Source organism: Bilifractor porci, from assembly GCF_009696005.1.
GTDB classification, from domain to species: domain Bacteria; phylum Bacillota; class Clostridia; order Lachnospirales; family Lachnospiraceae; genus Bilifractor; species Bilifractor porci.
Genome location: NZ_VUMV01000002.1, coordinates 195,456 through 221,216 on the forward strand (window position 1 = coordinate 195,456; position 25,761 = coordinate 221,216).

At 51.2% G+C, this 25,761-nt stretch carries 24 protein-coding genes; 21 read left to right on the plus strand and 3 right to left on the minus strand.

Annotated elements, in window-relative coordinates:
• Positions 1–5 precede the first annotated feature (5 nt).
• From FYJ60_RS03680 to FYJ60_RS03710, 8 genes are all read left to right on the plus strand, one after another.
• On the plus strand, positions 6–3,599 hold the full coding sequence (locus FYJ60_RS03680; protein ID WP_154457220.1) for an FtsK/SpoIIIE domain-containing protein: 3,594 nt from the start codon (positions 6–8) through the stop codon (positions 3,597–3,599).
• A 17-nt stretch (positions 3,600–3,616) separates the two neighbouring features.
• Positions 3,617–3,916 (plus strand): WXG100 family type VII secretion target, encoded by a 300-nt coding sequence (locus FYJ60_RS03685; RefSeq protein ID WP_154457221.1) that lies wholly within the window; start codon positions 3,617–3,619, stop codon positions 3,914–3,916.
• Positions 3,917–4,020: 104 nt separating this feature from the next.
• Positions 4,021–4,338, plus strand: a complete 318-nt coding sequence (locus FYJ60_RS03690) for a WXG100 family type VII secretion target (RefSeq protein ID WP_154457222.1) — start codon at positions 4,021–4,023, stop codon at positions 4,336–4,338.
• Positions 4,335–4,661, plus strand: a complete 327-nt coding sequence (locus FYJ60_RS12440; RefSeq protein WP_205838948.1) for a hypothetical protein — start codon at positions 4,335–4,337, stop codon at positions 4,659–4,661. Before FYJ60_RS03690 ends, FYJ60_RS12440 begins: the two co-directional genes overlap by 4 nt.
• Entirely contained in the window at positions 4,627–6,333 is a 1,707-nt protein-coding gene (locus tag FYJ60_RS03695; protein WP_205838949.1) for a serine/threonine protein kinase, read from the plus strand. Before FYJ60_RS12440 ends, FYJ60_RS03695 begins: the two co-directional genes overlap by 35 nt.
• A gap of 75 nt (positions 6,334–6,408) precedes the next feature.
• Positions 6,409–8,904 (plus strand): prolipoprotein diacylglyceryl transferase, encoded by a 2,496-nt coding sequence (locus tag FYJ60_RS03700; protein ID WP_154457224.1) that lies wholly within the window; start codon positions 6,409–6,411, stop codon positions 8,902–8,904.
• Entirely contained in the window at positions 8,861–9,106 is a 246-nt protein-coding gene (locus FYJ60_RS03705; RefSeq protein WP_154457225.1) for a ubiquitin family protein, read from the plus strand. Before FYJ60_RS03700 ends, FYJ60_RS03705 begins: the two co-directional genes overlap by 44 nt.
• 306 nt (positions 9,107–9,412) lie before the next feature.
• Positions 9,413–10,312, plus strand: a complete 900-nt coding sequence (locus FYJ60_RS03710; RefSeq protein ID WP_154457226.1) for an NAD(P)/FAD-dependent oxidoreductase — start codon at positions 9,413–9,415, stop codon at positions 10,310–10,312.
• A 36-nt stretch (positions 10,313–10,348) separates the two neighbouring features.
• Here FYJ60_RS03710 and tsaA read toward each other — a convergent pair whose 3' ends face one another.
• The 3 genes from tsaA to FYJ60_RS03725 form a co-directional block, all read right to left on the minus strand.
• On the minus strand, positions 10,349–11,032 hold the full coding sequence (gene tsaA, locus FYJ60_RS03715; protein WP_154457227.1) for a tRNA (N6-threonylcarbamoyladenosine(37)-N6)-methyltransferase TrmO: 684 nt from the start codon (positions 11,030–11,032) through the stop codon (positions 10,349–10,351).
• The gene (lon, locus tag FYJ60_RS03720) at positions 11,023–13,488 is read right to left on the minus strand and encodes an endopeptidase La (RefSeq protein WP_330579100.1); all 2,466 of its coding nucleotides are present in this window, start codon (positions 13,486–13,488) and stop codon (positions 11,023–11,025) included. Before lon ends, tsaA begins: the two co-directional genes overlap by 10 nt.
• A 312-nt stretch (positions 13,489–13,800) precedes the next feature.
• Entirely contained in the window at positions 13,801–14,973 is a 1,173-nt protein-coding gene (locus FYJ60_RS03725) for an iron-containing alcohol dehydrogenase (protein ID WP_154457228.1), read from the minus strand.
• A 244-nt stretch (positions 14,974–15,217) separates the two neighbouring features.
• Here FYJ60_RS03725 and FYJ60_RS03730 point away from each other — a divergent pair, with 244 nt between their 5' ends.
• The 13 genes from FYJ60_RS03730 (at position 15,218) to FYJ60_RS03790 (ending at position 25,607) form a co-directional block, all read left to right on the plus strand.
• Positions 15,218–16,393 (plus strand): aldo/keto reductase, encoded by a 1,176-nt coding sequence (locus tag FYJ60_RS03730; protein ID WP_154457229.1) that lies wholly within the window; start codon positions 15,218–15,220, stop codon positions 16,391–16,393.
• 374 nt (positions 16,394–16,767) lie between these two features.
• Positions 16,768–18,066 (plus strand): PLP-dependent aminotransferase family protein, encoded by a 1,299-nt coding sequence (locus tag FYJ60_RS03735; protein ID WP_154457230.1) that lies wholly within the window; start codon positions 16,768–16,770, stop codon positions 18,064–18,066.
• A gap of 465 nt (positions 18,067–18,531) precedes the next feature.
• Positions 18,532–19,014, plus strand: coding sequence for a transcription elongation factor GreA (gene greA / locus FYJ60_RS03740; protein WP_154457231.1), 483 nt, complete (start codon positions 18,532–18,534; stop codon positions 19,012–19,014).
• A gap of 151 nt (positions 19,015–19,165) precedes the next feature.
• The gene (lysS, locus tag FYJ60_RS03745; RefSeq protein ID WP_154457232.1) at positions 19,166–20,731 is read left to right on the plus strand and encodes a lysine--tRNA ligase; all 1,566 of its coding nucleotides are present in this window, start codon (positions 19,166–19,168) and stop codon (positions 20,729–20,731) included.
• Positions 20,732–21,037: 306 nt separating this feature from the next.
• The gene (locus tag FYJ60_RS03750) at positions 21,038–21,367 is read left to right on the plus strand and encodes a DUF6462 family protein (RefSeq protein ID WP_235903310.1); all 330 of its coding nucleotides are present in this window, start codon (positions 21,038–21,040) and stop codon (positions 21,365–21,367) included.
• Complete coding sequence (locus FYJ60_RS03755) at positions 21,357–21,590, plus strand: excisionase (protein WP_154457233.1); 234 nt, start codon at positions 21,357–21,359, stop codon at positions 21,588–21,590. Before FYJ60_RS03750 ends, FYJ60_RS03755 begins: the two co-directional genes overlap by 11 nt.
• 8 nt (positions 21,591–21,598) lie before the next feature.
• On the plus strand, positions 21,599–21,892 hold the full coding sequence (locus FYJ60_RS03760; protein WP_154457234.1) for a hypothetical protein: 294 nt from the start codon (positions 21,599–21,601) through the stop codon (positions 21,890–21,892).
• A gap of 209 nt (positions 21,893–22,101) precedes the next feature.
• Positions 22,102–22,893 carry a DUF4428 domain-containing protein gene (locus FYJ60_RS03765; RefSeq protein WP_154457235.1) on the plus strand — a complete coding sequence of 264 codons (792 nt, stop codon included), beginning with the start codon at positions 22,102–22,104 and terminating at the stop codon, positions 22,891–22,893.
• A 638-nt stretch (positions 22,894–23,531) separates the two neighbouring features.
• On the plus strand, positions 23,532–23,684 hold the full coding sequence (locus FYJ60_RS03770; protein WP_154457236.1) for a hypothetical protein: 153 nt from the start codon (positions 23,532–23,534) through the stop codon (positions 23,682–23,684).
• Positions 23,677–23,940 (plus strand): hypothetical protein, encoded by a 264-nt coding sequence (locus FYJ60_RS03775; protein ID WP_154457237.1) that lies wholly within the window; start codon positions 23,677–23,679, stop codon positions 23,938–23,940. Before FYJ60_RS03770 ends, FYJ60_RS03775 begins: the two co-directional genes overlap by 8 nt.
• Entirely contained in the window at positions 23,927–24,130 is a 204-nt protein-coding gene (locus tag FYJ60_RS03780) for a hypothetical protein (protein ID WP_154457238.1), read from the plus strand. Before FYJ60_RS03775 ends, FYJ60_RS03780 begins: the two co-directional genes overlap by 14 nt.
• A 58-nt stretch (positions 24,131–24,188) precedes the next feature.
• A complete protein-coding gene (locus FYJ60_RS03785) occupies positions 24,189–25,034 on the plus strand; it encodes a DUF6017 domain-containing protein (protein WP_154457584.1) in 846 nt (281 codons plus the stop codon).
• A gap of 66 nt (positions 25,035–25,100) precedes the next feature.
• Positions 25,101–25,607, plus strand: a complete 507-nt coding sequence (locus FYJ60_RS03790) for a PcfB family protein (protein WP_154457239.1) — start codon at positions 25,101–25,103, stop codon at positions 25,605–25,607.
• Positions 25,608–25,761 lie beyond the last annotated feature (154 nt).

The following is a 25,761-nucleotide window of genomic DNA, read 5'->3' on the forward strand; positions in this document are numbered from 1 at the left end:
TCGGGATGGAAAGTGACAGAAAAACAGAAAAGAGCGGGAACACGGCCTGCTGTTCTCCCATGCAGATATACAGGATTTCCGGGCTGAAGGAACTATCCGCAGGGAGCAGAAAGGGGAACCTGATCCGAAGCGGCACCCTGGAGGCGTTTCAGTTTCTTCTTGTCCGGAGAGAGGACGGGTACTGGTACATGGGACAGGACGGCAGACGGCTGAAATTCGGGCAGACACTTGCGGCAGGCGGTTTACGGCTGGTGTGGCTGGGTGATTTTCTGGCGGTCGGTTCAGACGGAGAATTTGAGCTGGAGACGCTCCTGCAGGAAAAAATTCTTTCTGCGGGGCAGATTGCCGGAGAAATGCAGGAAAACACTGCACCAGACCGGGGGACCGTCATCTTTCGCCGGTCTCCACGGGGAACTTCCGGTCTGCATGAAGAGACGGTGGAGCTGGAGCTTCCGCCGGAACAGCCGCCGGAGAGAAAAGAATCCCTTCTTCTGACTGCGGGTCCGGCGCTGACGATGACGGTTCCCATGCTTCTGGGGTGCTCTGTCACCGTGTATGTGGCAAGAACGGGATATGGGGGAGGGGGCATTTACCTGTATCTGGGGCTTGTCACGGCAGTCTCGTCCGCGGGGCTGGCCTTTTTCTGGTCTCTGGCACGGATGAGGGAGGATAAAAAAAGAGAGATCCGGGAAAAGCAGCTTCGCCGGGAGAAATACGGGGAATATCTGCAGAAGATCCGCCGGAGACTGTCGGAGGAGGCGGGGTATAACACTGCCATGCTGCATCAGCTTTATCCTTCGGCGGAGGAGTGCCTGCAGTACACGGAAAAAAGACCGGAGCTGTGGAACAGAAGTCCGGGCGAAAAGGATTTCCTCTTTGCCCGGCTGGGGCTGGGAAGTGTGCCTTTTCAGGTCCATCTGGAAATGCCGAAGACCGGATATCGGAATGACAGGGATCCGCTGGTGTCTGAGATGCGTCGGACGGCGGAGGAATTCCGGTACCTGAAGTCCGTCCCGTTCGGGGTATCTCTGCAGAAGGATCCGGTGCTTGGGTTTGCCGGAAGCGGTGCGGTCCGTCTGATGCAGCTGGCGGCGGCGCAGCTTTCGTCCGCCTGCAGCGGTTCGGATCTGAAACTGGGATTTTTCTGGAACAGGGAAAATACGGACAACAGGGACTGGGACTGCTTTCGGCTGTTCCCGCACGTGTGGTCGGAAGACGGGAACCGGAGACTTCTTGCCGCGGACAGGGAGGAGGCGGAAGAGATTCTGGCTTATCTGGCCGGGCTGTTCAGGAAAAGAGGGGAAGAAAAAGAAAACCGACATCCACACTATGTGCTGTTCTTTCAGGATCCTTCTGCTCTTCAGGGGGAGTGGCTTCTCCGCTGCCTTTTGAACCGGGACGGAGATATCGGGCTTTCTGCTGTATTTTTGGCAGACCGCCCGGAGGAGCTCCCGTTTTTCTGCCGCACGGTCGTTTTTTCCGACGGTCGGCGCGCAGTCGTGCGGAATCCGGAGGCACCCGCGGCAGAACAGGCGGAATTTGTTCCGGACAGAGTTTCCCGCCGGATGCTGGAGAACTTTGGAAGAAGAACAGCAGGAATCCGGACCGGAGAGGAGAGGCGCAGCCATGCGCCTCCGGAGCAGCCGGGGTTTCTGCGGCTGCACAATGCCTGTACGGTGCAGGAGCTGTCCATAGCGGAAAACTGGAAATCCGGACGGACCTGGCAGAATATCCGTGCGCGGATCGGGTACGGCGCTGACGGAGAAACCTGTTTTCTGGACATCCATGAAAAGCATCACGGCCCCCACGGGCTGATCGCCGGGGCGACCGGAAGCGGCAAATCTGTTCTGCTGGAAGCCTTTCTTCTGTCCCTGGCTGTCTGTTACAGCCCGGAGGACATCAGTTTTTTTATCATTGATTTTAAGGGAGGCGGCCTGGCAAATCAGTTCGAGGGAATCCCGCATCTTGCCGGAAGCATCACTAATCTTTCCGGCTCGCGGATCCAGAGGGCGCTTCTGTCTGTGAAAAGTGAGAACAGGCGCCGGCAGAGGCTTCTGGCAGCCGTCGGGGTAAACCACATTGACGCCTATACAAGACTGGTAAAAAGCGGACGGGCAGAGGAACCCATGCCTCACCTGCTGCTGGTGATTGATGAGTTCGCAGAGCTGAAGCGGGAATTCCCGGACTTTATGCAGGAGCTGATCAGTGTGGCCCAGGTGGGAAGGAGCCTTGGCATTCATCTGATCCTTGCGACACAGAAGCCGGGAGGGACGGTGAGTGAATCCATCTGGAGCAACAGCAGGTTCCGTATCTGCCTGCGGGTTCAGAGCCGGCAGGACAGCATGGATATGCTGCGTCACGGGGATGCCGCGGGGCTTGTCCTTCCGGGACAGGCCTATCTGCAGGTGGGGAATGATGAGATTTTCCGGCTTTTCCAGGCCGCGTGCCCGGAATATCCCTATGAAGGGGAGGCCGGAAGATATCGGAACGGCGCGGTCATGCTGACAAGAACCGGTGCCAGGGCGGTACAGCCTCTTCCGGTGCAGAGCGGGGAAAACGAGCTGGATGCTGTGATCGGGGAAATAAAAAGAACGGCGCAGCGGCAGAAAACGGTTCCCTGCAGGCCGCTTTGGCTGCCCTCCCTTCCGGACAGGATTACGCTTGCGGAGTTAGAAAAAAACTATCCGGATCCCTCAAAAACCGGCGGCAGGGAGGAAGCCCCGGAACTCAAAACACCGGTGGGACTGCTGGACGATCCGGAGCATCAGAGACAGCTGCCGCTGGAAGTGAATTTTACGGAGAAAGGCCATATGGCAGTCTGCGGGACTGCGTTTTGCGGGAAGAGTACCTTTCTGCATACCATGCTCTCGGGGCTCCTGCAGAATTTCGGGGCGGACCGCCTTCAGGTGCTGGTTCTGGATTTCAGCAGTCATCTGCTGGAGGAGCTGGCCGGCCGGGAGCAGGTCCTGGCAGTTCTGGGAGAAGGAGAAGAAGACCGGACGGAGGAATGGATGAAAAAACTGGAGGAGGAGATGAATTTTCGCAGGAAAAACGGGGCCGGGCACAGGCCGGATGTTCTTCTGGTTATTGACCAGCTCCCGGAATTCCGTCGGGAGACTTGCGGCAGATACGATGACCTGCTGGAAGCATTGGCAGTCTGTGGCAGACAGCTCCGGCTCTATCTGGCTGTTTCCGCGGCCGGTTTCGGGATCATGGAAATTCCTTTCCGCCTTGCCGAAAATATTCCTCAGATTTTCTGCCTGGAGCAGACGGAACCCCTGCGCTACCAGGACTGTCTCCGGGTGAACCGGCTCTCCGTCTGTCCCGAACCCGGACACAGGGGGAGGGGGCTTGCCGCCGTCTGCGGGAGTGTTCTTGAATTTCAGACCGCCCTGGCGGTTAGTAAAGAAACACCTGATATCCGTAGGCAGGCAGAAGCCGTAGTGGACAGTAAAAAAATATCTGATATCCGGGAACAGCAGGAAGCTTTGACAAATAACCGACAGGCGGCCCGGCGTCCGGATAAGGAGACAGAGAGGACGTGCGTAAGAGGGGCGCAGAAGAAAACAAATAAGAATAGGAAAGAAACCAAATTGTGAAAAGGAGGAGATTCTTAATGGCAGAATTCAGTGTTACGGTGAACCGGATGTATCAGCAGGCGGAAGAGCTTTCCGGGCTGAACCGGCGGTTCTGCGCCGCAGTCCAGGATCTGAGGCAGACAGAAAATGCGCTGAACCGGATGTGGGAGGGGGCGGCCAGGGAGACGTTTCATTGCGCCTTCGGACGGGGCTGTGTGCAGATGGACAAGTTTTCCGAGACCATATCGTCCTATACCATCTCCCTGCAGGAAATCTGCAGGAGGTATCAGGAGGCAGAAAGAAGAAATCTGGAGCTGGCATCGGGGAGATCCTGGTAAATACCCCATCCGGGTGACGGTGACGGGGATCTGGAACAAAGGCATCTGATGCCGACGAATAGAAAAATAACAGGACGGCAGAAAATCAGAAAGGAGAAGATGGTATGGCAGAAAAAATCAAGGTAACGCCGGAGCAGCTGAAATCTACGGCTGCCCGGTTTTCGGAGGAAGCGGAGACCGTGCGGCAGCTTTCGGAGCTGATGATGCAGATTGCCCGGTCCATATCCGGAGCGTGGACCGGCGCGGCGGCCGCCGCTTATGTATCCCGGCTGCAGGCTCTGGAGACAGATATCCGGCATCTGGTTCAGATGATCCAAAGCCAGAGCCTGAATCTGCAGGATATGGCGCGGAATTACACAGAGGCGGAGAATCTGAACGCGGAAGCGGCAGGCGCCCTGGCCCGTGATGTGGTTTCTCTGTGAGACCGGAAACAGCAGGGCTGAATTACCGGACCGCAATCCGGAATATTCAGGAAATACAGGATGCCGCAGCCGCTGTCTGCAGGCTGGCGTACGAACTGGAGGAGGCTCTCGCAGAAATGCGGACAGGCTGGACCGGACAGGCTGCGGAACTGTTTCAGGGCGAAGGAAAGAAGCTGCAGGAGAATCTTCTGCGGCATGCCGGTCTGCTGCGCCGTGCCGCTTCGGGGATGTCTGCGGCTGCCTGGGAGCTGTATCAGACGGAGCAGAGGCTGTTGGAGCAGGAAAACGATGCGCAGGGGAGAAATACTGGACGGGAAATATGAAATCCTGAAAGTGATCGGGAAGGGCGGGATGTCGGTGGTTTATCTTGCCAGGGATATCCGCCTGCACAAATACTGGGCGGTGAAGGAAATCTTCCGGACGGGAAGAGATGCGGCGGGGCGGAAAACCGTCTGCGGCCTTCTGACGGAGGCAAGCCTTATGAGAGCGCTTGACCATCCGGCGCTTCCCCGCATCGTGGATATTCTGGAAAAGGACAGTCAGATCTACCTCATCATGGATTATATCGAGGGAGAAAGCCTGTACTGCCTTTTGCAGAAAAACGGTCCTTTTTCCGAGAGAGAGACGGCGGATATCGGCATCCAGCTCTGTGATGTTCTTCAATATCTGCATACCCGGAATCCGCCGGTCATTTACCGGGACATGAAGCCGTCCAATGTGATCCGCAGGCCGGGCGGGAAGCTGGCTCTGATTGATTTTGGAATTGCCAGGGAATACAAGGAGGACAGTGAGCTGGACACCGTCATTCTCGGGACGGAGGGATATGCCGCACCGGAGCAGCACGGAACCGGACAGAGCGACCGGAGATCCGATATTTTTGCTCTTGGAATGACACTGATTCATCTTCTGACAGGAACAGACCCGAAGCATGACCCGTATCTGTACCGGGCACATCCCCTTCGCGGAATCGATAAAGGGATCAGCGAGGGGATGGAGATAATTCTCAATAAATGCACCGCGTTTCGTCCGGAGGACAGATATCAGAACTGCCTGGAGCTGAAAAAGGATCTGGAAAATCCGGAGAAGCTGTCCGCCGTCCGAAAGAGAAAAAAGAAGAGAAAACGGCTGCTGTATTCGGCTGTTTGTGTTTCCCTGGTTTTGTCTGTGTCCGGAGGCATTGTCCTGCATGCGGCCGGGCAGTGGAAAAAGGACAGTGAATACCGCGCCCTTCTTTCCGTTCCTCCCTCTGTATCCTGTCGGGAACGGGTGCAAGGTTATAAAAAAGCCATAGAACTGGAGGAGAAACGGCCGGAGGCGTATCTGAAGCTTCTGCAGACATGGCAGGAACAGGGCGTTTTTACGGAGCAGGAGAGCCGTTATTTTACGAACGCCTATAACCGGAACCTGCGGTATTTTCAGGCGGATGACCCGCGGGTGCTGGAGCTGAATTATCAGGCCGGAGTTACCTGCCTTTATCTCTATACAGGAGGGGACGGTTCGTTCCGGAACCGCATCCTGAAAAGCGATCCTTATTTCCGCAGGGTGACCGGCAGCGGAAGCGAGGATTATGCCAATTACCGTCTCTCGGAGACCTATTGTATGCTGGGGGATTTTTATAAGAAATATGTCTGCAATGCTGTCGGCGTGTATGAGCCCGGAAAAAAGGATTATCAAGCGCTGCTGCGCTCTTTCCGTCTCTGCCTGCAGAAGTCGGAAAGCAGCCGGTACGGCGGCGCGGATTATGTGGGCCTTTTGATGGACAGGGAAATGCTGTATATCCTGAATGACCAGAGAAGGGGATTGGCGGCAGAACAGATCCCTCTGGAAGAGGTGCTCGACCTTGTTTCTGAAATAAAAAAAGACGCAGGGGAGAGACAGGCTGCGCAGAACAAATCATTTGTGCTGCAGGAAGAAGTCCTTTCCGGCAGCGGGACCTGCTGGAATAACATCACCAGAACCTATGAAAATTTCAAAAAATCGGATTCGGAGCCGTGAAAGAGGTTTATCAGCAAAACACGGCGCAGGCAGCTGCCGGCCGCGCCGGAGCAATGACAGGGGGAAACTGGAATTATGAAAAAAGAAAAAATCAGGTATCTGCTTCTGGCAGCCGTGCTGGCCGGAATGCCTTTCTCCGCAGAGCAGACGGCGGTGCCGGTCATGGCGGAAGAACCGACGGGGCAGGATATGTCAGGGCAGAGGGCGGATTTCGAAATAAGCCGGACAAATCAAATGGTTCCGGGTGAAATGGAAGAGGAAATATTTCCAGGTTCGGCTCAGACCTCGGAAGCGGATGTGTCAGCGGAAGAATATGACCGCGAGAGCGGGGCGCAGGAGGATGCTTCACAGGAAGAAGCTTTACAGGAGGAAAGTGCAGGGGAAGAAGCCGTGCAGAATGAGGTGATGGAAATTCCCCTATGGATAACAGCTGAAAAATATTTCGGGCAGCCGGACCCGGATCTCACGGAGGAAATCCGCAGCCAGATTCTTTCCGCGCTGGCACCGCAGAAAGTATCGGGGGCAGGAGCCAAGGAAGAACAGGAGGATTTCTCCGCAGAAGAAACTGCGGACATGCTGCTTTCGGAAATTCACTGGGAATATGACGATAGCGGTGTCTGGGGAGAGGAAGGGGAATATCGACCCGAAGGATCCTCCGTCATCCGCTTTACTTATGATACGGATCAGAATGCGGAGGAGGAAGATTATCGCTTTGTTTTGAATGGCGATCCGGATAACAGGGAAGCGGTTCTGACTACAAAACAGAAAACGGCGGAAGGAGAAGTCCTGGTGGCCTACCGGACAGTCGGACTGGAAACAGGACCGGACGGAAACCGCTGGGGCAGAGAGGATACAGGAGTCTCTGTGTTTGTGAAAGATAAGAAGCACTGGAAGGTGTCCGCCTCCGCACCGGAGGAAGGAATCTGGTCGGATTCGGTGACCTGGAACGACCGGGGTGGGACGGCAGATCATGTCTTCTATCTCAGGGATATTTCGGAAGAAGGGAATGGCACGATATTTCCGGCCTTCTCGGAAAGCTTCGGAATCCGAGAGGACACCGGGGAAATTTCCGAAAGCCATTCCGGAGGGAGCGGAGAAAATACGGGGAATAAGGACACCGGCGAAGAGCTTTCGGAAAGTAACGGGGAGAAAGAGACGGAGAGCGGAGAAGAGGTTCCTTCCGGAGACAGGGAGCCATCCGGGGAAAATACGGAAAGCAGGGATGAAAGGCAGGAGAATTCTTCGGACAACAACAATACGATCCGAAAAGACAGCACTCCGGAAGAATACGCGGATGATGAGCCCGAGGATCCGGATGATACGGATGAGGCAGAGGCTCTGGCAATTCTGCCGGAGACGAAGAAAACGCCTCCGATCATTCAGTTCATCGGACTGGAAAACGGCAGGCTGGGCAGTGGGGGAAATCTGCCGGAGATCTCTATGGACGGCGGGGATTCTGACCATGTAGAGGTCCATCTGTACAGAGTCCGCCCGGACGGAACCGAAGAGGATCTCGCGAAAATCCTGAGCCCGTCAGAAAAGAAGGCATCGGACGGGACCGGGAGACCGAAACTGCAGACCGGAGTGCTGGAACAGATCCGCGAAAACGATGGTATCTACAGGATGTCTGTGGATTACCGGGATCCGGACGGGGTAGTGAAAAAGGCAGGAGAGACAGAGTTTACCGTGAATCATTTCGGCTCGGTCTATTCCATCAGCCAGTCGGTCCGTAAACTGCAGAATTCCGTTGTGAAAAAAGTAAAAGAAAGCCTGGTTATTACAGAGTATAATCCGGACGCGCTGCTGGAAGGAAGCCGGCATGTGGAGATAACCAGGGACGGGGAGCCTCTTTCTAAGGTTCGTTTTACCGTAAAAGACAGGACGGCAGAGACAGCGCAGAGGGGCGGAAAGGAGAAAAACAGCGGCAGCTGGCATGTCTGCGACTATATCATAGATTCTTCTAATTTCAGGAAGGACGGAATATACAAGGTAGTTGTTTCTTCGGCGGACCAGGCCGGAAATCAGCCGGAAAGCCAGACAGACAAAAGCAGGGAAATCCTGTTCCGCGTCGATTCTACTCCGCCGGAGCTGGTCAGTCTTACCGGTCTGGAGAAAAAGGTGATACGCAAAAAACAGCAGGATGTCACCTATGAGGCCTTTGACGCAATGGGACTGAAATCGGTGGAGGTACAGTGCGGAAACAGGGTAATCTTCAGAAGAACAGATTTTACAGACAGAATCCGGGACAGCGGCAGCTTTCAGGTGCCTGCCGGCTTCTGCAGCACGGTAACAGTTGCCGTGACAGATCTGGCGGGAAACACCGCGGTGAACAGGAAAACGGTCACGGTTTCAGAGAATCCGGTTCTTCTGACAGCGGCAGAGCTCGGGAAAATACAGCTTCATCTTTCTCGGATTTTGATTCCGGCAGGACTTGCGTGTGCGGGAGGAATCCTGGGAATCCTCTATGCGGTACAGAAAAGAGGAAAAAAGCGGAACGCTGCGGAAGATGGGAAAGGAGCGGTAAGTCATGCTGCTGCAGATTCAGGTAGTCATGCTGGACAAGACCTTTGACTTCAGAGTAAACGAAAAAATGCCGGTGTCAGTCATGAAGAGGCAGATCCTTCAGGAGCTGTCTCTTGGAGGAGAGGGAGCCTTTGAGGGAAAATCAGAAGACTGGACACTGGTGGATGCAGACCGAGAGTGTTTTCCGGATGAAAACAGAAGTGTGGAAGAAAATCACATCCGGGGAGGAAGCACACTTCTTCTTTTGTAGACGTCCTGTCCCGCAGGTGTTTGTGCCCGGCCGTTCATATACTGTCCGGAATGCGGAGCCGGACGGATCGGTACAGAAATTGCCAGCATAAAGTTTTAGTCGGAAATAAAAAAATATAAGAAGAGAACACCACCTGTGGCAAGGTATTAAGCGACCAAACAGAAACTGCAGGTATTTGCGGCCTGGCCGTCCGGATGCTATAATCAAAAAACAGAATATTTCTTCATTTACTTCAGGATTACCAAGCGGCACGGGAGTGCCGAATACTTTTGACAACCGCAACATTATCTTTAAGAAAGGAATATTATGACAGATTTGATTATTGTAGGAGCAGGGACAGCCGGCCTGACAGCCGCCATCTACGGAATCCGTGCCGGAAAATCCGTTCTGATTCTGGAAGCAAAGACCTACGGAGGGCAGATTGTTAATACGCCGGATATTGAAAATTATCCGGGGCTGGCACATATTTCCGGATTTGATTATGCGACAGCTCTTTATGAACAGGCAACCGGTCTTGGGGCAAAGTTCAGAAATGAGAGAGTGCTGTCTGTGGAGGATAAGGGAAAAACAAAAGTTGTCCATACCAGGCGTCATGAATACGAGTGCAAGGCAGTTATTCTGGCCACAGGGGCAAAGAACCGGCAGCTCGGACTGGACAGGGAAGAGGAACTTGTCGGGAAGGGGATTTCCTACTGCGCGACCTGCGACGGCTCCTTCTTTAAGGGACAGACAGTCGCTGTCAACGGCGGAGGAAATACCGCGCTGGAGGATGCTGCTTATCTGGCGGAAATCTGCAAAAAGGTGTATCTGATTCACAGTAGAGACCAGTTCCGCGGGGATGCGGCAGATGTGGAAAAACTGCGGGAAAAGGAAAATGTGGAGTTTGTCCTGAACGCATCCGTCTCCGGGCTGATCGGAGAGGGTCATCTGGCAGGAATTGTTGTGAAGGATAAGCTGACCGGGAATACGCGGGAGCTTCCGGTATCCGGTCTGTTTGTGGCCATCGGGCAGGAGCCGGATAATCAGGCCTTCAGCAGCCTGGTCAGGCTGGATCCGTCCGGGTATATCCAGGCGGGAGAAGATTGTCTGACCGGCACTCCCGGCATTTATACGGCAGGGGACTGCAGGACAAAAAAAGTGCGGCAGCTGACGACAGCCGCCGCGGACGGGGCAGTGGCCGCACTGGCAGCCTGCGCCGATATGTAATATTAAATATTTCTTTTTCCTTGCGGCCGGACTGATCTATTTTACGTTTACTTCGAGGACGGTGAGTGTCCGGCCTTCCACCCGGAAACGGATGTCCGCGTGGTCAAAGGAGATACCGTAAATCCGCTCCGGGTCTTTCTGATAGGAAGGGCGGGGATCTTCTGCGAGGACTTCCAAAAGACCGACTCTCTTTTTCTCACTGATTTTCCGCAGAAGATTTTCCGGAAATACAACATCCAGATGAGAAAAAGGGTGCGAGTCTGTAAATCCTCCCTGCGCGTCCGGAAAGGAATCGGAGGAAGGGATATAAGGCTTAATGTCATAAATCGGCGTTCCATCCATCAGGTCAGCGCCGGTTACGGTCAGCACCGGCCCCAGATCCTTTCGGATTTCTACGGAATTCAGCTCGACACAGGAAAGTCCCAGCGAGTTGGGGCGAAAAGGGGAGCGGGTGGCAAAAACACCCATCCGGATATTTCCGCCAAGTCTCGGCGGCCGGACAGTAGGACTCCAGTTCTTTTTTGCCTTTTCTGTATTCTCGGAAAACTCCCAGATTATCCAGATTCGGGAAAAGCCTTCAAGCCCGCGCACGGCTTCTGCCGCGCGGTATCCGGGCTCGAAGATGATTTCCGCTGTCGTGTGTGCCAGGCCGCTCTGCCTCGGAATTCCGAATTTGGTATTAAAGTCAGAGTGGATCCTGGCAATCGGCGTTATCTCCATGTTTTCTTTCCTGCTTTTTTCCCTGTCTCCTGGGCAGGAGCCTTCTTATCGGAGAGGTTTTCTGCTCCGTCTTTGCTGCTTTCTCTCTCTTTTTCTTCCGTTCTTGATTTGGCGGTTTCATCGGCAATATCAAACAGGGGGCGGTTCAGCCTCGGAAGAGAGATTCCCAATGCCTCGTGGATGACATCACCAACGGTGTCCACAGGTACAATCTCCAGCGAGGAGGTAACCTCCTTCGGCACATCCTCCAGATCCCGCACGTTATCCTTCGGGATTAAAACCTTCCGTACGCCGGCACGCTGCGCAGCCATCAGTTTTTCCGGAAGTCCGCCGATGGGAAGCACCTGTCCGCGCAGAGAAATTTCTCCGGTCATGGCCAGATGCGGGTCAACCCGCTTTCCTGTCACCAGCGATACCAGTGCGGTGAACAGCGTGACACCGGCGGAGGGTCCGTCCTTCGGAACAGCGCCTTCCGGTACATGGATATGGATATCCTTGTCGGAAAAATCCAGTTTTTTGTTCAGGAAACTGGACTTTAGAAGGCTCAGCGCAATTTCGGCGGATTCCTTCATGACATCTCCAAGCTGGCCGGTAATGATAATCTTTCCGTTTCCGGGCATCACGGAGGTTTCAATAAACAGAATTTCGCCGCCGGCCTGGGTCCAGGCCAGTCCGGTTACGACTCCCTCCCTGGTGCTGGGTTTCAGTATCCTGTCGTGCGGAATCGGTTTATTTCCAAGGTATTTCCCCAGATCCGCCTCTTTTACGGAGAGAATCTGATCGTCTCCCTTTTCCACAATTTCCGTTGCCGCGTGACGGCATAGAATATCCAGCTGCTTCTTCAGCCCACGCACACCTGCCTCCATGGTGTAGGAGTCTATGATTTTTTTCATGGCTCCCTGAGAGATGTGCAGCTGCTTTTTGGTGATGCCGGCATCCTCCATTGCCCTGGGCATCAGATACTGTTTGGCAATCTGAAGCTTCTCAAACGGTGTGTAGCCCGGAAGCTGAATGACCTCCATACGGTCCAGCAGTGGTCCCGGAATGGTGTCATAGGTGTTCGCCGTGCAGATAAAGAACACGTTGGACAGATCGTATGGCACATTCAGGTAGTGATCCGTAAAAGTATTATTCTGTTCAGGATCCAGTACCTCCAGAAGAGCACTGGCCGGATCCCCCTGGAAGCTCTGGGCGAGCTTGTCCACCTCATCCAGAACAACAACCGGATTCATGGAACCGGAGCGCTTGATGCCCTCCATAATCCGCCCCGGCATAGCGCCGACATAGGTTCTCCGGTGTCCCCGGATTTCTGCTTCATCCCGGACTCCGCCAAGACTGATCCGGACATATTTTCTGCCCAGCGCCTCTGCGATGCTTTTGCCCATGCTGGTTTTTCCGGTACCGGGAGCGCCCACCAGAAGGAGAATGGAGCCGGACTGGCTTTTTTTCAGTGTCATCACGGCAATCTGCTGGATAATCCTGTCCTTGACCTTTTTCAAGCCGTAATGATCCCGATCCAGGATTTTTCTGGCATTGGCCAGATCGGGAACCGGCGTCGGATCCAGCTTCCATTTGAGACTGGTCATAAAATCAAGATAGCTTTCCAGAACGCTTCGCTCCGGATCTGTCGGCTGAGACTCCAGATAGCGGTGCAGGGCACGGTCCGCCTCTTTGCGGGCTTCCTCCGGCATATCGGCGGCCTCAATCTTCTTCCGGTATTCATCCTCTTCGGACGCAGAGTTGGGATCCATGCTCTCCAGTTCCTTCTGGAGCATTCCCATCTGCTTCCGGATTGCCTGCCGTTTGTAGGTCACGCCTTCTGTCTCGTTGTACCGCTTATCCAGATCCAGCTGCAGGTCGATGCTCCCCTTGAATTTCCGGAGAGCCTCCTCAATCAGAAGCCCTCTTTCCTTCAGTGAATCGGTACTCAGAAGATGATATTTTTCATCCTGGCTCATGTCAAAAAACTGGCAGAACGCGGCGCCGTATTCATTGATGGAATGGATGCCCTTGATATACTGGATAGCCAGCTCGCCGCCCTGTATATGCGTGGCAATTTCCGTCGTCATTTTTTTCAGGTCATCCAGAAGGTTCTGTTCCGCCTTCACGGTGATGTCGGAAACCTCTTCCAGTGATTCAAAAGAGCCTTCCAGCAGTGTATCCCCCACATTCAGATCGGTAAGCCTGACTTTTTCTCTGGTTTGTGCGTGGATCCGTGTTCCCTTGGGAGTTTCCCGGAGCTCCAGAACCTCGGCCTCCACGCCGAGGCCGTAGAAATCCTCCATGGTAAGAGAAGTACGCTCCTTTGACTCCTTCAGGGGCATCAGCAGCACACGGTTATTATCTATTTTTATTCTGCTTTTTTCATCATCGGTCAGATCAGAAATTCCCAGCTGATAATCCACATCGGGAAGAATAACAGTATCATATACAGGTATGATCATATAGGTTTTCAATTCAATCGCCTCCTTTACCTGCGATGTCTTTCCTTACATGTCTTTCTGGTAGCACTCGATAATAATGAGTGCTAATCACTGAGGCTATTGTAACATCTTTTTTTCAGGTGTCAAGGGGAGAGTTGGAGGGGAGAGTGAACTTTTTATCAGCCTTTTATCATCGCCTTTTTTCGGGATGTCAGCTGGGAAGAGAATGGAAAGCGGTGACAAAAAAGATGATATTATTATAAGAAAAAAGCAAAAAAGCAAAGAAAAACCTGCCGGACAAGGGATTGTCCGGCAGGGAAAGAAAGGCGGTATGATCTGGATGGATTATCGGAACGCGCGTTCGTAGATGCCGGCGATTTCTTCATCGGTGGTTTCCGCCGGATCCGCCACAAACAGGCGGAGCATGGTTGCCCTTGCGTTTTTGGCAAGGGTCATGGCATCTTCCTTTTTAATACCGTAGTCAGACATCTTCAGATTGTCTACACCGCAGGCCCGCTGCAGACTGGCAAGAGCTTCCAGAAAGTCCTCCGGTTTTTCTGCATCTGTTTTTCCCAGGAATCTTGCCATGTCCACAAAACGGTCATCGCAGACATGCTTATTGATCCAGAAGCGGAAATACTCCAGAGAGAGCATAATCAGACCGGCTCCGTGCGGAAGCTGCATATGATAAGCGCTCATGGCGTGTTCCATGCTGTGCTCTGAGGTACAGGACGCAAAGACCATGGAGTAGCCGGAGAGCGTATTGGCAAAGGCAACCTTTTCCCTTGCCTCCATGTCATTGCCGTCTTTTACCGCGCGGGGAAGATATTTTCCTATGTTTTCAATGGCGGTCCGCTCCACCATCTCACTCATCAGATTGTGTTTGCAGCTGATGTATCCTTCCAGGGAGTGGAACAGTGCGTCAAAGCCCTGATATGCGGTATACATGGGCGGAACCGTTTTCATCAGTTCCGGATCAACAATGGCATAGGCGGCGAAGGGACATCCGCTCACACCGATTTTTTCATGGGCGCCGGGATTGGAGATCACGCTGGTGGCGTCTACTTCCGAACCGGTTCCGGCCGAGGTGGTAATGGCAATCCAGGGGAGGGCCTTTTCAGAAGGAATCTGTTTTCCACCCGCGGGGGAATTGGCAAAATCCCAGAGGGTATCGGTGTGCTGGGGAATCAGCATGGCAATGCTCTTCGAGGCATCCATGACAGACCCTCCGCCAAGGGCGATTACAAAATCCACCCCGTTTTCACGTCCGATCCTTGCGCCCTCTTCCACCGCCGTGTTTTCCGGATTGGCAGCGATATGGTTGAAGTGGACATAATCAATCCCGAGAGCCTTCAGTTCTCCGACGGTTTTATCAAAGGAACCGTTTTTAATGGTAGATTTTCCGTTGCTGGTGACCAGCAGGGCCTTTTTTCCCAGAGCCGGAAGGGTATGCAGGAGCTCCAGAGAGTTTCTGCCGAATACGACGCGTGTCGGTGCAAAGCAGTTAAAAATATCCATTTTTAAGACCTCCATTACAGAATGATCGCTCAACGCCCTAATCATATACCATAATCCGGGCGGAAAAAAGGTACTAATCTGAAGTATATTTCAGAGTGAATTCCGGTGAACCTTGCAGAAAATAAGCGTATCTGCTGCCGCAGGAAGCTTCTTGCTGAACAGTATTTTTGGAACAGTATTTTTCAATTCTGCATTCGTGTTATAATTCCGGTTAAGGAAAAAATCTATCCGGAGAGGAGAAGAAATGCAGTACAGAAAGAACAGATACGGGGAACCGATTTCGGTTCTTGGATTCGGATGCATGCGGTTTACCAGAAAAGGAACAGGAATTGATCTGGAGGAAGCAGAGCGGGAAATCCTTCACGCGGTTGAGCTGGGGGTTAATTATTTTGATACCGCGTATGTCTATCCGGGAAGCGAAGCGGCGCTGGGTAAAATCCTTTCCCGAAACCCGATCCGGGATAAGATCAATATAGCCACAAAGCTCCCGCAGTACCTGGTGAAGACCAGAGCTGCCATTGACCGATATTTTAACGAAGAGCTGTCCCGGCTGCAGACGGATCATGTGGATTACTATCTGATGCATATGCTTACAGATCTTTCGGAGTGGGAGCGCCTGAAAAAACTCGGTATAGAAGAATGGATCACCCGGAAGAAGGAATCCGGACAGATTCGGAACATCGGTTTTTCCTTTCACGGGAATACGGAGATGTTCCTGAAGATTCTGAATGCCTACGACTGGGATTTCTGTCAGATCCAGTATAATTATATGGATGAGAATACACAGGCCGGGCGAACAGGCCTGCAGGCGGCAGCGGCCAGGGGGATCCCGGTTATTATCATGGAGCCTCTCCGGGGAGGCAGGCTGATTCAAATGCTGCCAGAAAAAGCAAGAAAGGCAGTCGCCGCGGATCCGGGAAAAAGAAGTGCCGCGGAGCTGGGACTGTCCTGGCTCTGGAATCAGCCGGAGGTTACCTGCGTCTTATCCGGGATGAATTCTATGGAGATGGTAGAGGAAAACTGCAGGATCGCTTCCCGGGTACATCCGGGTGCGCTCTCCGAACAGGATCTGAGGCTGATCGGGCAGATCAGGGATTTTATTAATGAAAAATTACGGGTGAACTGCACAGGCTGCCGCTACTGCATGCCCTGTCCGCAGGGAGTGGATATTCCCGGCGCGTTCCGCTGCTATAACGCTATGTATATGGAAAGCAAAAGCGCCGGGCGGCATGAATATTTCCAGACAGTTGCCCTGCGTCGGGAGCCCGCGTTTCCTTCCCAGTGCATCGGCTGCGGAAAATGCGAGAAACACTGCCCGCAGCAGATTCCCATCCGGCAGGAACTGAAAAACGCCGGGAAGGCACTGCTCCCGCCGTATTACCGCGCCGCTGTCGCCATCGCAAGAAAATTTACTGTATAAGTCCAGTCGCTAAGCAGAAACGGGCGCATGCTGGCATGCAAGAGCGTTTCTGCTTAAGCGACGACAACAGGTATGAGCATGGAGGGGAGCGTAAGCGACACGAGAATGCGAATAGCTGATAGCGGCGCGAGAGCTGCGAAGCAGCGGAGGGACGCGTGGACTTATACAGTATAAGGCAAACGAGAGTCCAGTCGCTAAACAGAAACGGGCGCATGCTTGCTTGTGCAGGAATTATACTTTTAACTTGCAAAACCAAAAAATCATCCGTCTCACGCCGGGTTTTTATAAAAAGGGGATTGACAGAACAGATACTTTCCCATAGCATAGATAAGGTACTTGAAAACAAGTAAAAACAGGCGTTAGGAGGAACTTCCATGAAACCATACAGGGAAATGAGCAGAGAAGAGCTGAAAGCCGAGGAGGAGAAGCTGCGGAAGGAATATCGCAAGTATCAGGCGATGGAACTGCATCTTGACATGAGCCGCGGTAAACCCTGCAAGGAACAGCTGGATCTTTCCATGGGAATGATGGATGTGCTGGATTCCAATGCGGATCTGTGCTGTGAAGACGGAACGGACTGCCGGAATTACGGTGTCTTAAGCGGCATCCATGAGGCAAAGGTTCTCATCGGCGACATGATGGAAAATAATCCGGACAACATCATCATTTATGGAAATTCCTCTCTTAACGTCATGTACGATACTGTTTCCCGCGCGTATACGCACGGAATTATGGGGAATACTCCATGGTGCAGGCTGGATAAGATAAAATTTCTCTGCCCGGTACCCGGCTATGACAGACATTTTGGAATCACGGAGTATTTCGGGATTGAGATGATACCTGTTCCCATGTCTCCGACGGGGCCGGATATGGATATGGTGGAAAATCTGGTTTCGGAAGATCCTTCCATCAAGGGAATCTGGTGTGTGCCGAAATACGCAAATCCGACAGGCTACTCCTACTCGGATGAAACGGTACGCCGTTTTGCCAGACTGAAGCCGGCGGCTCCTGATTTCCGGATTTTCTGGGACAATGCTTATGGCATCCATCATCTGTATGACGACAGACAGGATTACCTGATTGAGATTCTGGCGGAATGCAAGCGTGCCGGAAACCCGGATATGGTTTACAAGTTTGCCTCCACATCCAAGATCACCTTCCCCGGAAGCGGAATCGCGGCTCTGGCAACGTCTCCTAATAATATGGAAGATATTCTTGCGCAGATGAAGGTGCAGACCATCGGACACGACAAAGTTAACCAGCTCAGACATGTACGGTTCTTTAAGGATATTCACGGGATGACCGAGCATATGCGGAAACAGGCCGATATCATCCGCCCGAAATTTGAGGCCGTGGAGCAGATATTGGATGAAAACCTGACAGGACTGGACATCGGAACCTGGACAAAGCCGCTGGGAGGCTATTTCATCAGTTTTGATTCCCTTCCGGGATGCGCAAAATCCATCGTTGCACATGCCAAGAAGGCAGGCGTGGTGATGACAGGCGCCGGGGCAACCTGGCCGTATCACAAAGACCCGAACGATTCCAATATCCGGATTGCGCCGACCTATCCGCCAATGGAAGATCTGATTAAAGCGGCACAGCTGTTCTCGCTCTGTGTCAAGCTTGTCAGCGTAGAAAAACTGCTGGGAGAAGAACGGACAGCCGAATGACACATATTCCGGAGGGCGGACAGAACGCCGGAATTCTTGAATAGGAATCGGAGAAAAGACCTGCCGCTGCTGTTTCCGGAAAACCGGGGAAAAGAGATAAAAACCGAAAAATGATAGTCAGAGCTGTGGGGGAGAGCTGTGCTTTTCTTCACAGCTTATTTTCTGCTAAAAAGCGGAAACAGAAAGCAGACTGCAGGCGATTCCTGGCTACAGAGACACCACTGCAGGGACAACTCCGGAAACAGCGTTCCAGAACGCAAAACCATATTGACAATGCTTGCAGAAGCGTTCTATAATAACGGCGCTGTCGCTGAAAAAATTCAGAAATTGACAAAAAAATCAGAAAATTGCAGAGACAGCATTGGCATGTAAAACGGCCTGTACGCATCAGAAGAAGGGACTTATATTACTTGCAGCGTCCCGCCTGCGGGGCATGAGAGTTAATTTTTGGAGGATGAAGCAGTTATGGAAGAAAAGAAGAACATTCTTACTTATGCGGGTCTTCGGCAGCTGGAGGACGAGCTGCAGGACCTGAAAGTAAATCAGCGTCGTGAAATTGCGGAAAAAATCAAGGTTGCCAGAGAGCAGGGCGACTTGTCCGAGAACGCGGAATATGATGCAGCCAAAGATGAGCAGAGAGATATTGAAGCAAGGATCGAAGAGATTGAAAAAATCCTGAAGAATGCGGAAGTTGTTGTGGAAGATGAGGTGGATTCCGGGAAAATCAACATCGGCTGCAAAGTGGCGCTGCAGGATCTCGAATACGATGAAGAAGTAGATTTCAGCATTGTCGGTTCTACAGAGGCAAACAGCCTGAAGGGGAAAATTTCCAATGAATCCCCGGTTGGAAAAGCGTTGATCGGTCATGTGATCGGCGATATTGTCGCGGTAGAGACACCGGCAGGGAATGTTCAGTATAAAATCCTGAATATTGAGAGAAATATTTAAGATCCGGCATGTCAGGCATCCATGACATGAATCGGGTGACAAAAGTACCTTCTGCCACCTATTCTATTCATCATCCTGTGAGGCGCCGGGCTTTTAACACAGTAATCATTACATATAGCACATAAAGAATTTTAGAAAGAGGAGGGTACCCATGGCAGAACAGCAGAACAGCAGTCAGCAGAAACAGGGAGGCCGGAAACCGGCACAGGATCTGAATCAGGTGCTGAAGGTACGCAGGGAAAAGCTGGCGGAGCTGCAGGCGGCGGGAAAGGATCCCTTTGTCATCACAAAGTACGACCAGACCTGCCACAGCCGGGAAATCGTGGAACACTTTGAGGAGATGGACGGCAGGGAGGTTTCCATTGCAGGCCGTATCATGAGCAAGCGTGTCATGGGAAAAGCTTCCTTCTGCCATGTCCAGGATAAACTGGGCACCATTCAGTGTTATGTGCAGAGAGATTCTCTGGGAGATGAAGCCTACAAAGAATTCAAACGCATGGACATCGGCGATATTGTCGGTGTGAAGGGCTATGTATTCAAAACGCAGACAGGAGAAATCTCGGTTCATGCGGAGCAGGTAACATTGCTGTCCAAATCACTGCAGCCGCTTCCGGAAAAGTTCCACGGCCTGGTGAACACGGATATCCGCTACCGTCAGAGATATGTCGATCTGATTATGAATCAGGACGTAAAAGAAACATTTATTAAAAGATCCGAGATTATCAGGGAGATCCGGAATTTCCTGGATGGAAGGGGCTTTATGGAGGTCGAGACTCCTATGCTGGTGGATAATGCCGGAGGAGCAGCGGCCCGTCCGTTTATTACTCATTATAATGCCCTTGGCGAAGATAAAAAGCTTCGGATTTCCCTGGAGCTGTACCTGAAGCGTCTGATTGTCGGAGGACTGGAGAGGGTATATGAGATCGGACGTGTTTTCCGGAATGAAGGACTGGATCAGAGACATAACCCGGAATTTACTCTGATGGAGCTGTATCAGGCATACACAGATTATTACGGCATGATGGAGCTGACAGAGAGCATGTTCCGTTATCTGGCTCAAAAGGTCTGCGGAAGCACAACCATTTATTATGGAAATAAAGAGGATGGAACAGGCAAGGAGATCGATCTGGGCAAGCCCTTCCGCCGTCTGACCATGGAAGATGCGATCAAAGAAGAAACCGGCATTGATTTTGAGACAATCCGGACGGATGAAGAGGCAAAAGCCCTCGCCAGAGAACGGGGAATCGAATTCGAGGAGCGTCATAAGAGGGGCGATATCATCAATCTGTTCTTCGACGAATACTGTGAGGACAAGATGATACAGCCGACCTTTATCATGGATCATCCGATTGAGATCAGCCCTCTTACCAAGAAGAAGCCGGACGATCCTTCCAAGGTAGAACGGTTCGAGCTGTATATCAATGGCTGGGAGATGTGCAATGCTTATTCGGAGCTGAACGATCCGATTGACCAGAGAGAGCGTTTTGCCGCCCAGGATGCCCTGTCTGCACAGGGAGACGAAGAGGCGCAGCACACAGACGAGGACTTCCTGCATGCGCTGGAGATCGGCATGCCTCCCACGGGGGGAATCGGTTACGGGATTGACCGTCTGGTCATGCTTCTGACAAACAGCGCGGCCATTCGGGACGTTTTGCTCTTCCCGACAATGAGATCACTCAAGGCCGAGAACGACAATATAGAGGACAAAAAAGACTGATAACCACTATATGTTGTGTTTCTACTTGCTGTCAAAACGGGTTTGACATCAATTTGACATCAAAAAAACATCGATTGACGCAGAATATTACAGCGTGACAGATATCAGAACAAAATAGAACGGGGCGCAGGCTCCGTTAAGATGGGCATTTCTTAGAGCAATCTTGGAAGTGCCCTTTTTGTATTTGATAATAATTTTAGAAAAGGAAGATAGAGCCTCGACCTATTAAATTCAGTGATGTCCTTAACTGTCATATTCCGAAAGAACCCGTAAATGAAAAAACACAAAACATAGTGGAGGTACAGTATGGAAAATCAGTACAGATCGATTAAAAGCATGAAGGAAGTGCCGGAACAGATTCGAAAGATCCGGCGGCAGTATCTGCGGTATCAGCAGGCAGAAGTTGTTTACAGCCTTTCTCACAAGAAGCTCCTGGAGCTGGCAAGTGATGCCGGTGCAATCTACCGCATGGACAGTACGGTGCTGATTAACAAGGATATTTTTGATCAGTATCTGGAACGGTTTCATGAGCCTGCCACAAAAAAAACAAGTCCGGACGCATCAGTTGAAAGATCCGGAGCTCAAAAAAATAAAAAGAAAACTTCAAATCGGAAGGGAGCAGACGATGGACGGTAATATCTGGATGTTCTCCGATCAGATCGATGATGAGGATCTGGAATTTATGACTCATGAATTTGTCACCTACAAAATGGCGTGTAATTATTACCGTCTCGGGCTCAAAGTAGTCACTCGGCTTTCCCATGAGTGTGGGGCAGTCTACAAGGTTGGAAAGAAAGTTCTGATCAGAAGAAGCATATTTGAAAGTTACCTCAGAGAGAAGCAGATGATTAGGAGGTGATTGTATAAATGATTGTGCTGAAAATAGTTGGAAAAATTTTTCTTTTACCAATATTGCTTGCATTATTTATTTTGGGAATGGTTATCGCAGTGATCGGGGGAATCTATCATCTGATACACGGATTTTTCTGGGCGTTGATGATTATTGCAGTCATTCTGTTTGCCGTTTTTAAGATGTGGCAGAATGTTGTTATGGGAATCGCCTTTATGACAGCCAGTCTGATGATAGTGACGATGCTGGATAGCCTGTCTTCCCTGACCGGTGGAGCTGTCGGAAGGGTTATTGCATTGCTGAGGTCGTAATAGTTTAACTGTGAGTATAATAGTGTGTTATTTATGGAACGAAGCAAATTCGGAAGATCAGAATGAGGGAGTTTTTTGAGACATGTCTTGGTGTATAATAATCCTATAACATCCAGAGCAGGCATTTATAAGAAAATGCTTAATGATTTGGTATTGGAAGCCTTTAACATTACAAATGGATGAAATGCAGATAAGGGGGATTTAGCGTAATGGGAATTTTTAAAACGGAAGACTGCCCGATTTGTGGAACACCAACAGGAGCTATGTCGAAAAGCTCCGCAAAATATAATGGGCTGTATGTATGTCAGGACTGCGCGAAAAAGCTGTCGGCAAATAAGATTTCACTGATCAGACTGAAAAAATATCCATTAGAGGAATTACAGAAAATTGTAAATGCAGAGACAGAGAAAAAGGAAGAACATGAGGCCGAAGTCGAGGCATTCTCTGCCACCAAAGAGATAGGAAAATTTATTCTATTTGATGATGTGAATAAGAAATTTGCCATTCCCAAAACAAGCCTTACGGGAAAGATTCGAGATATGAAAATTTTCGATTATTCGTCCATTGTTGAGTACGAATTGCTGGAAGATGGGAACAGTATCGAAAAAGGTGGTGTGGGACGGGCAATTGTTGGCGGCGCGTTATTTGGCGGGGTAGGTGCTGTTGTAGGAGCAACCACAGGCCATAAGCACAAAGCCACCTGTTCAAAGCTCCAGATTAAAATCACTCTGAATGACATATCTATGCCGGTGGTGTATGTTAATTTTATTGAAGCTGAGACCAAGAAAAATGGGGCTTTATACAAGATGATTTATCCAATGGCGCAGGAAGCACTGTCTGTTCTGAGTATTATTACAAAGTCCCAGGAACAGGGAAATACGGCAAATACGGAAGGCGTTTCCGAGGCTGATGAAATATTAAAATTTAAAAAGCTGCTTGATGCAGGAATCATTACGCAAGAGGAATTTGATCTGAAGAAAAAGCAGCTTCTGGGAATATAAAACAAATCTCTGCTAAGAGTATATCTTTGTCCCTGATGATCTGATCGGATTGTCAGGGCTTTTTTTTCTTTTCAAGGGAGCCGGTTCCGGCTCCTTTTTTCAAAAATAATTTTTTCAGATCCACATTGGGACAGTCCTCTGTCCACAGCAAGTCGATGAAAGAAAAACAATTCTTTCATTGATCATTGATAAGTGGATATACAGCACTCAGAAGTTCCGCACAGGAAGAGCAGCGCGCATTCCGCCGCCGTGATCCGGTTTACCGGGGAGCGATCAACGGAGATGCAGAACGGATCTTAAGAGTCCGACTGCGATGATGGTCTCGTGATGAGAGGAGATTAACCTGTGCAGCATAATGATACTTCCGTAATTCGCGGCCCGGCCATAATGAAGGCGGGGAGGAGTAACGATCCTATGGTCTGAGTGTTCCCGATCGAGTCCGGGGTGCGAGCGGCAAATAGGACGAGAAACACACAAGCAGTTAACACTGATTGACAGTGAAAACTATGTGGCGAAATCAGCAAATGGTTCCGCCATATCCTTTTGCTGTTAAGCAAAGATTTCCGACCTGCCTTTGTCCACACCACTGGCCGGATCGGAGAGAAAACAAATGACAATTGTTTGTGAAGGAGAAGCTTATGAAATACATTGCAGTCATTCTGATTGCGGCCAGTGTCCTGAACGCCTTTTTCATGTGGTGCATCTGCTCCGTAGGCGGAAAAGCGGACCGGGAAGAGGAAGAAGAAATGAGAAAGCGGGCGAACCAAGGAGAGGCGGAAAAGAATGAATAAAACGACAGTCAGATATGCGGAAGACCGGCCTGAGGACTGCCGTTTCTGCTACTGGTGGGGAGGCCGGAACAGGAAATGCCTTCTGGGTGAGGAAAACTGTTATTATCTGCTTCCAGCGAAGAAGCCGGAATCAGAAAGAAACCGATGCGAGGGATGTCCTTATGGGCGGGCAAATCCCTGCATCGGTTTTTGCATGAAGGAGATTCTGAAGGGAACTCGGAGAGCGCAGGAGGCGGATGCCCATGAAAGAGGATAACAGGCTTGTCTGTTACAGGCTTTTGATGAGCCAGAGTTCCGGGAGCGGCCTGGAATTAAGCGAAGATGCTTTCTGCCGGGGATGCAAAAACCACAGGCCAGGCTTTAAGTACCGGTTCTGTGCTTTTGTTGAGTGTCAGGAAATAAAGGGCATGACAACCTATCGGGAAAAATTCAGAGAGGAGGGCTGATCAGTTGAAAAGTAAAAAATCAATCGAGGCCGCCTGCGGAGAGAGGGGGTGATGAATGTTGGCTGTATTCCGCGTTGAGAAAAACAAAAACTATACAGTCATGTCAAATGTTCACCTGCGGGATCAGAACTTATCTCTCAAGGCAAAGGGACTCCTGTCACTTTTGCTGAGTCTTCCGGATGACTGGCACTACAGTATCCGGGGCCTTGCAAAGATATCGAAGGAGAGTCCGGACGGAATCAGCTCCGGATTAAAGGAGCTGGAAAAGGCCGGGTACCTTACCAGAAGACAGATCCGGGGAGAGCATGGACGCATGGGCCAGACAGAGTACATCATCTATGAGATGCCGCGCGCACCGTGTGAGGATTCACCGTGTACGGAAAATCCGGTCACGGCAAAACCGGATACGGAGACACCGTGTACGGAAAGTGCCGCACAAATAAATACTGATAAAACAAATAAAGACAGATCAAATACGGAGATGAATAATAATCGATTCATTTCTTGTCAGGAGGCCGCAGAAGTCAGGGCAGATGAGATGAGAAAGGAAAGGGATGCATATCGTGATCTCATCAGGGAAAATATCTCCTATGATGCGCTGATAACAGATCATCCGGATCAGGCTGACATCGATGAGATCATTGAGATCATGCTCGATGCGGTCTGTTCCACAAAGCCGTTTATTACGGTGGGTGGGGAACAGAGGCCGGCGGAGGTGGTAAAGGCAAGGCTGCTTAAGCTGGACTGTGAGCATATCCGATATGTTCTTTCCTGCATGCGGGAAAATACGACCAGAGTGCGCAACATAAAGCAATATCTTCTTGCGGTCCTGTACAATGCACCGGTGACGATCAGCAATTACTACGGCGCACTGGTCAATCATGATCTGTACGGAAACAGTTAACCGGAAAGCAGGGGGGGCGAAGAAATCCGTCATACCTGCTTCTTTTGATCAGGGAGGAGGAATGCCATGCAGGATGAGGTCAATGAGAAGGTTGTGGTCCTGGTGATCAATACCGGCAGGAAGGGCCTTCACCTGACAGGCTCAATGCTGAGAGCTGCGATTCGGAAGTACATGCAGTATCTGCAGAAGCAGAAAGCCCTGGATGAAAAATATGCGGAGACATATCAGCCGGAAGGCAAACAGTCCATGAAGGACCTGATGAAGCAGAACTCGAAGCTTGCAAACATTGAGGTGACAGACCACAACATCAGAGACTTTGAAAGGGTGGCAAAGAAGTACAATATCGATTTTGCTCTGAAGAAGGATAAGCTGTCGGAAAAACCGCGTTATATGGTCTTTTTCAAGGCCAGGGATGTGGATGTTATGACGGCGGCCTTCAAGGAATATACGGAGCGGACGTCCCTGAAGGAGAAGAAGCCTTCGATCCGCAGGAAGCTGTATCTGTATCAGCAGAAGATCAGCCACAGAAATCGGGAGAAGGTAAAGCAGAGAGAACGGGGGCAGGAGCGATGAATCCGGATTTGAAAAAGAAGCTGGTGCAGGCGGTGCCCTACGGGATCATCTGGTATCTGGTGGATAAGGTCGGATCTGTTTACAGAATTGCAGAGGGCAGTCAGGCCGGAGAAAAACTGGTCTATACGTTTCTGCATTTCGGGGATGCTTTTAC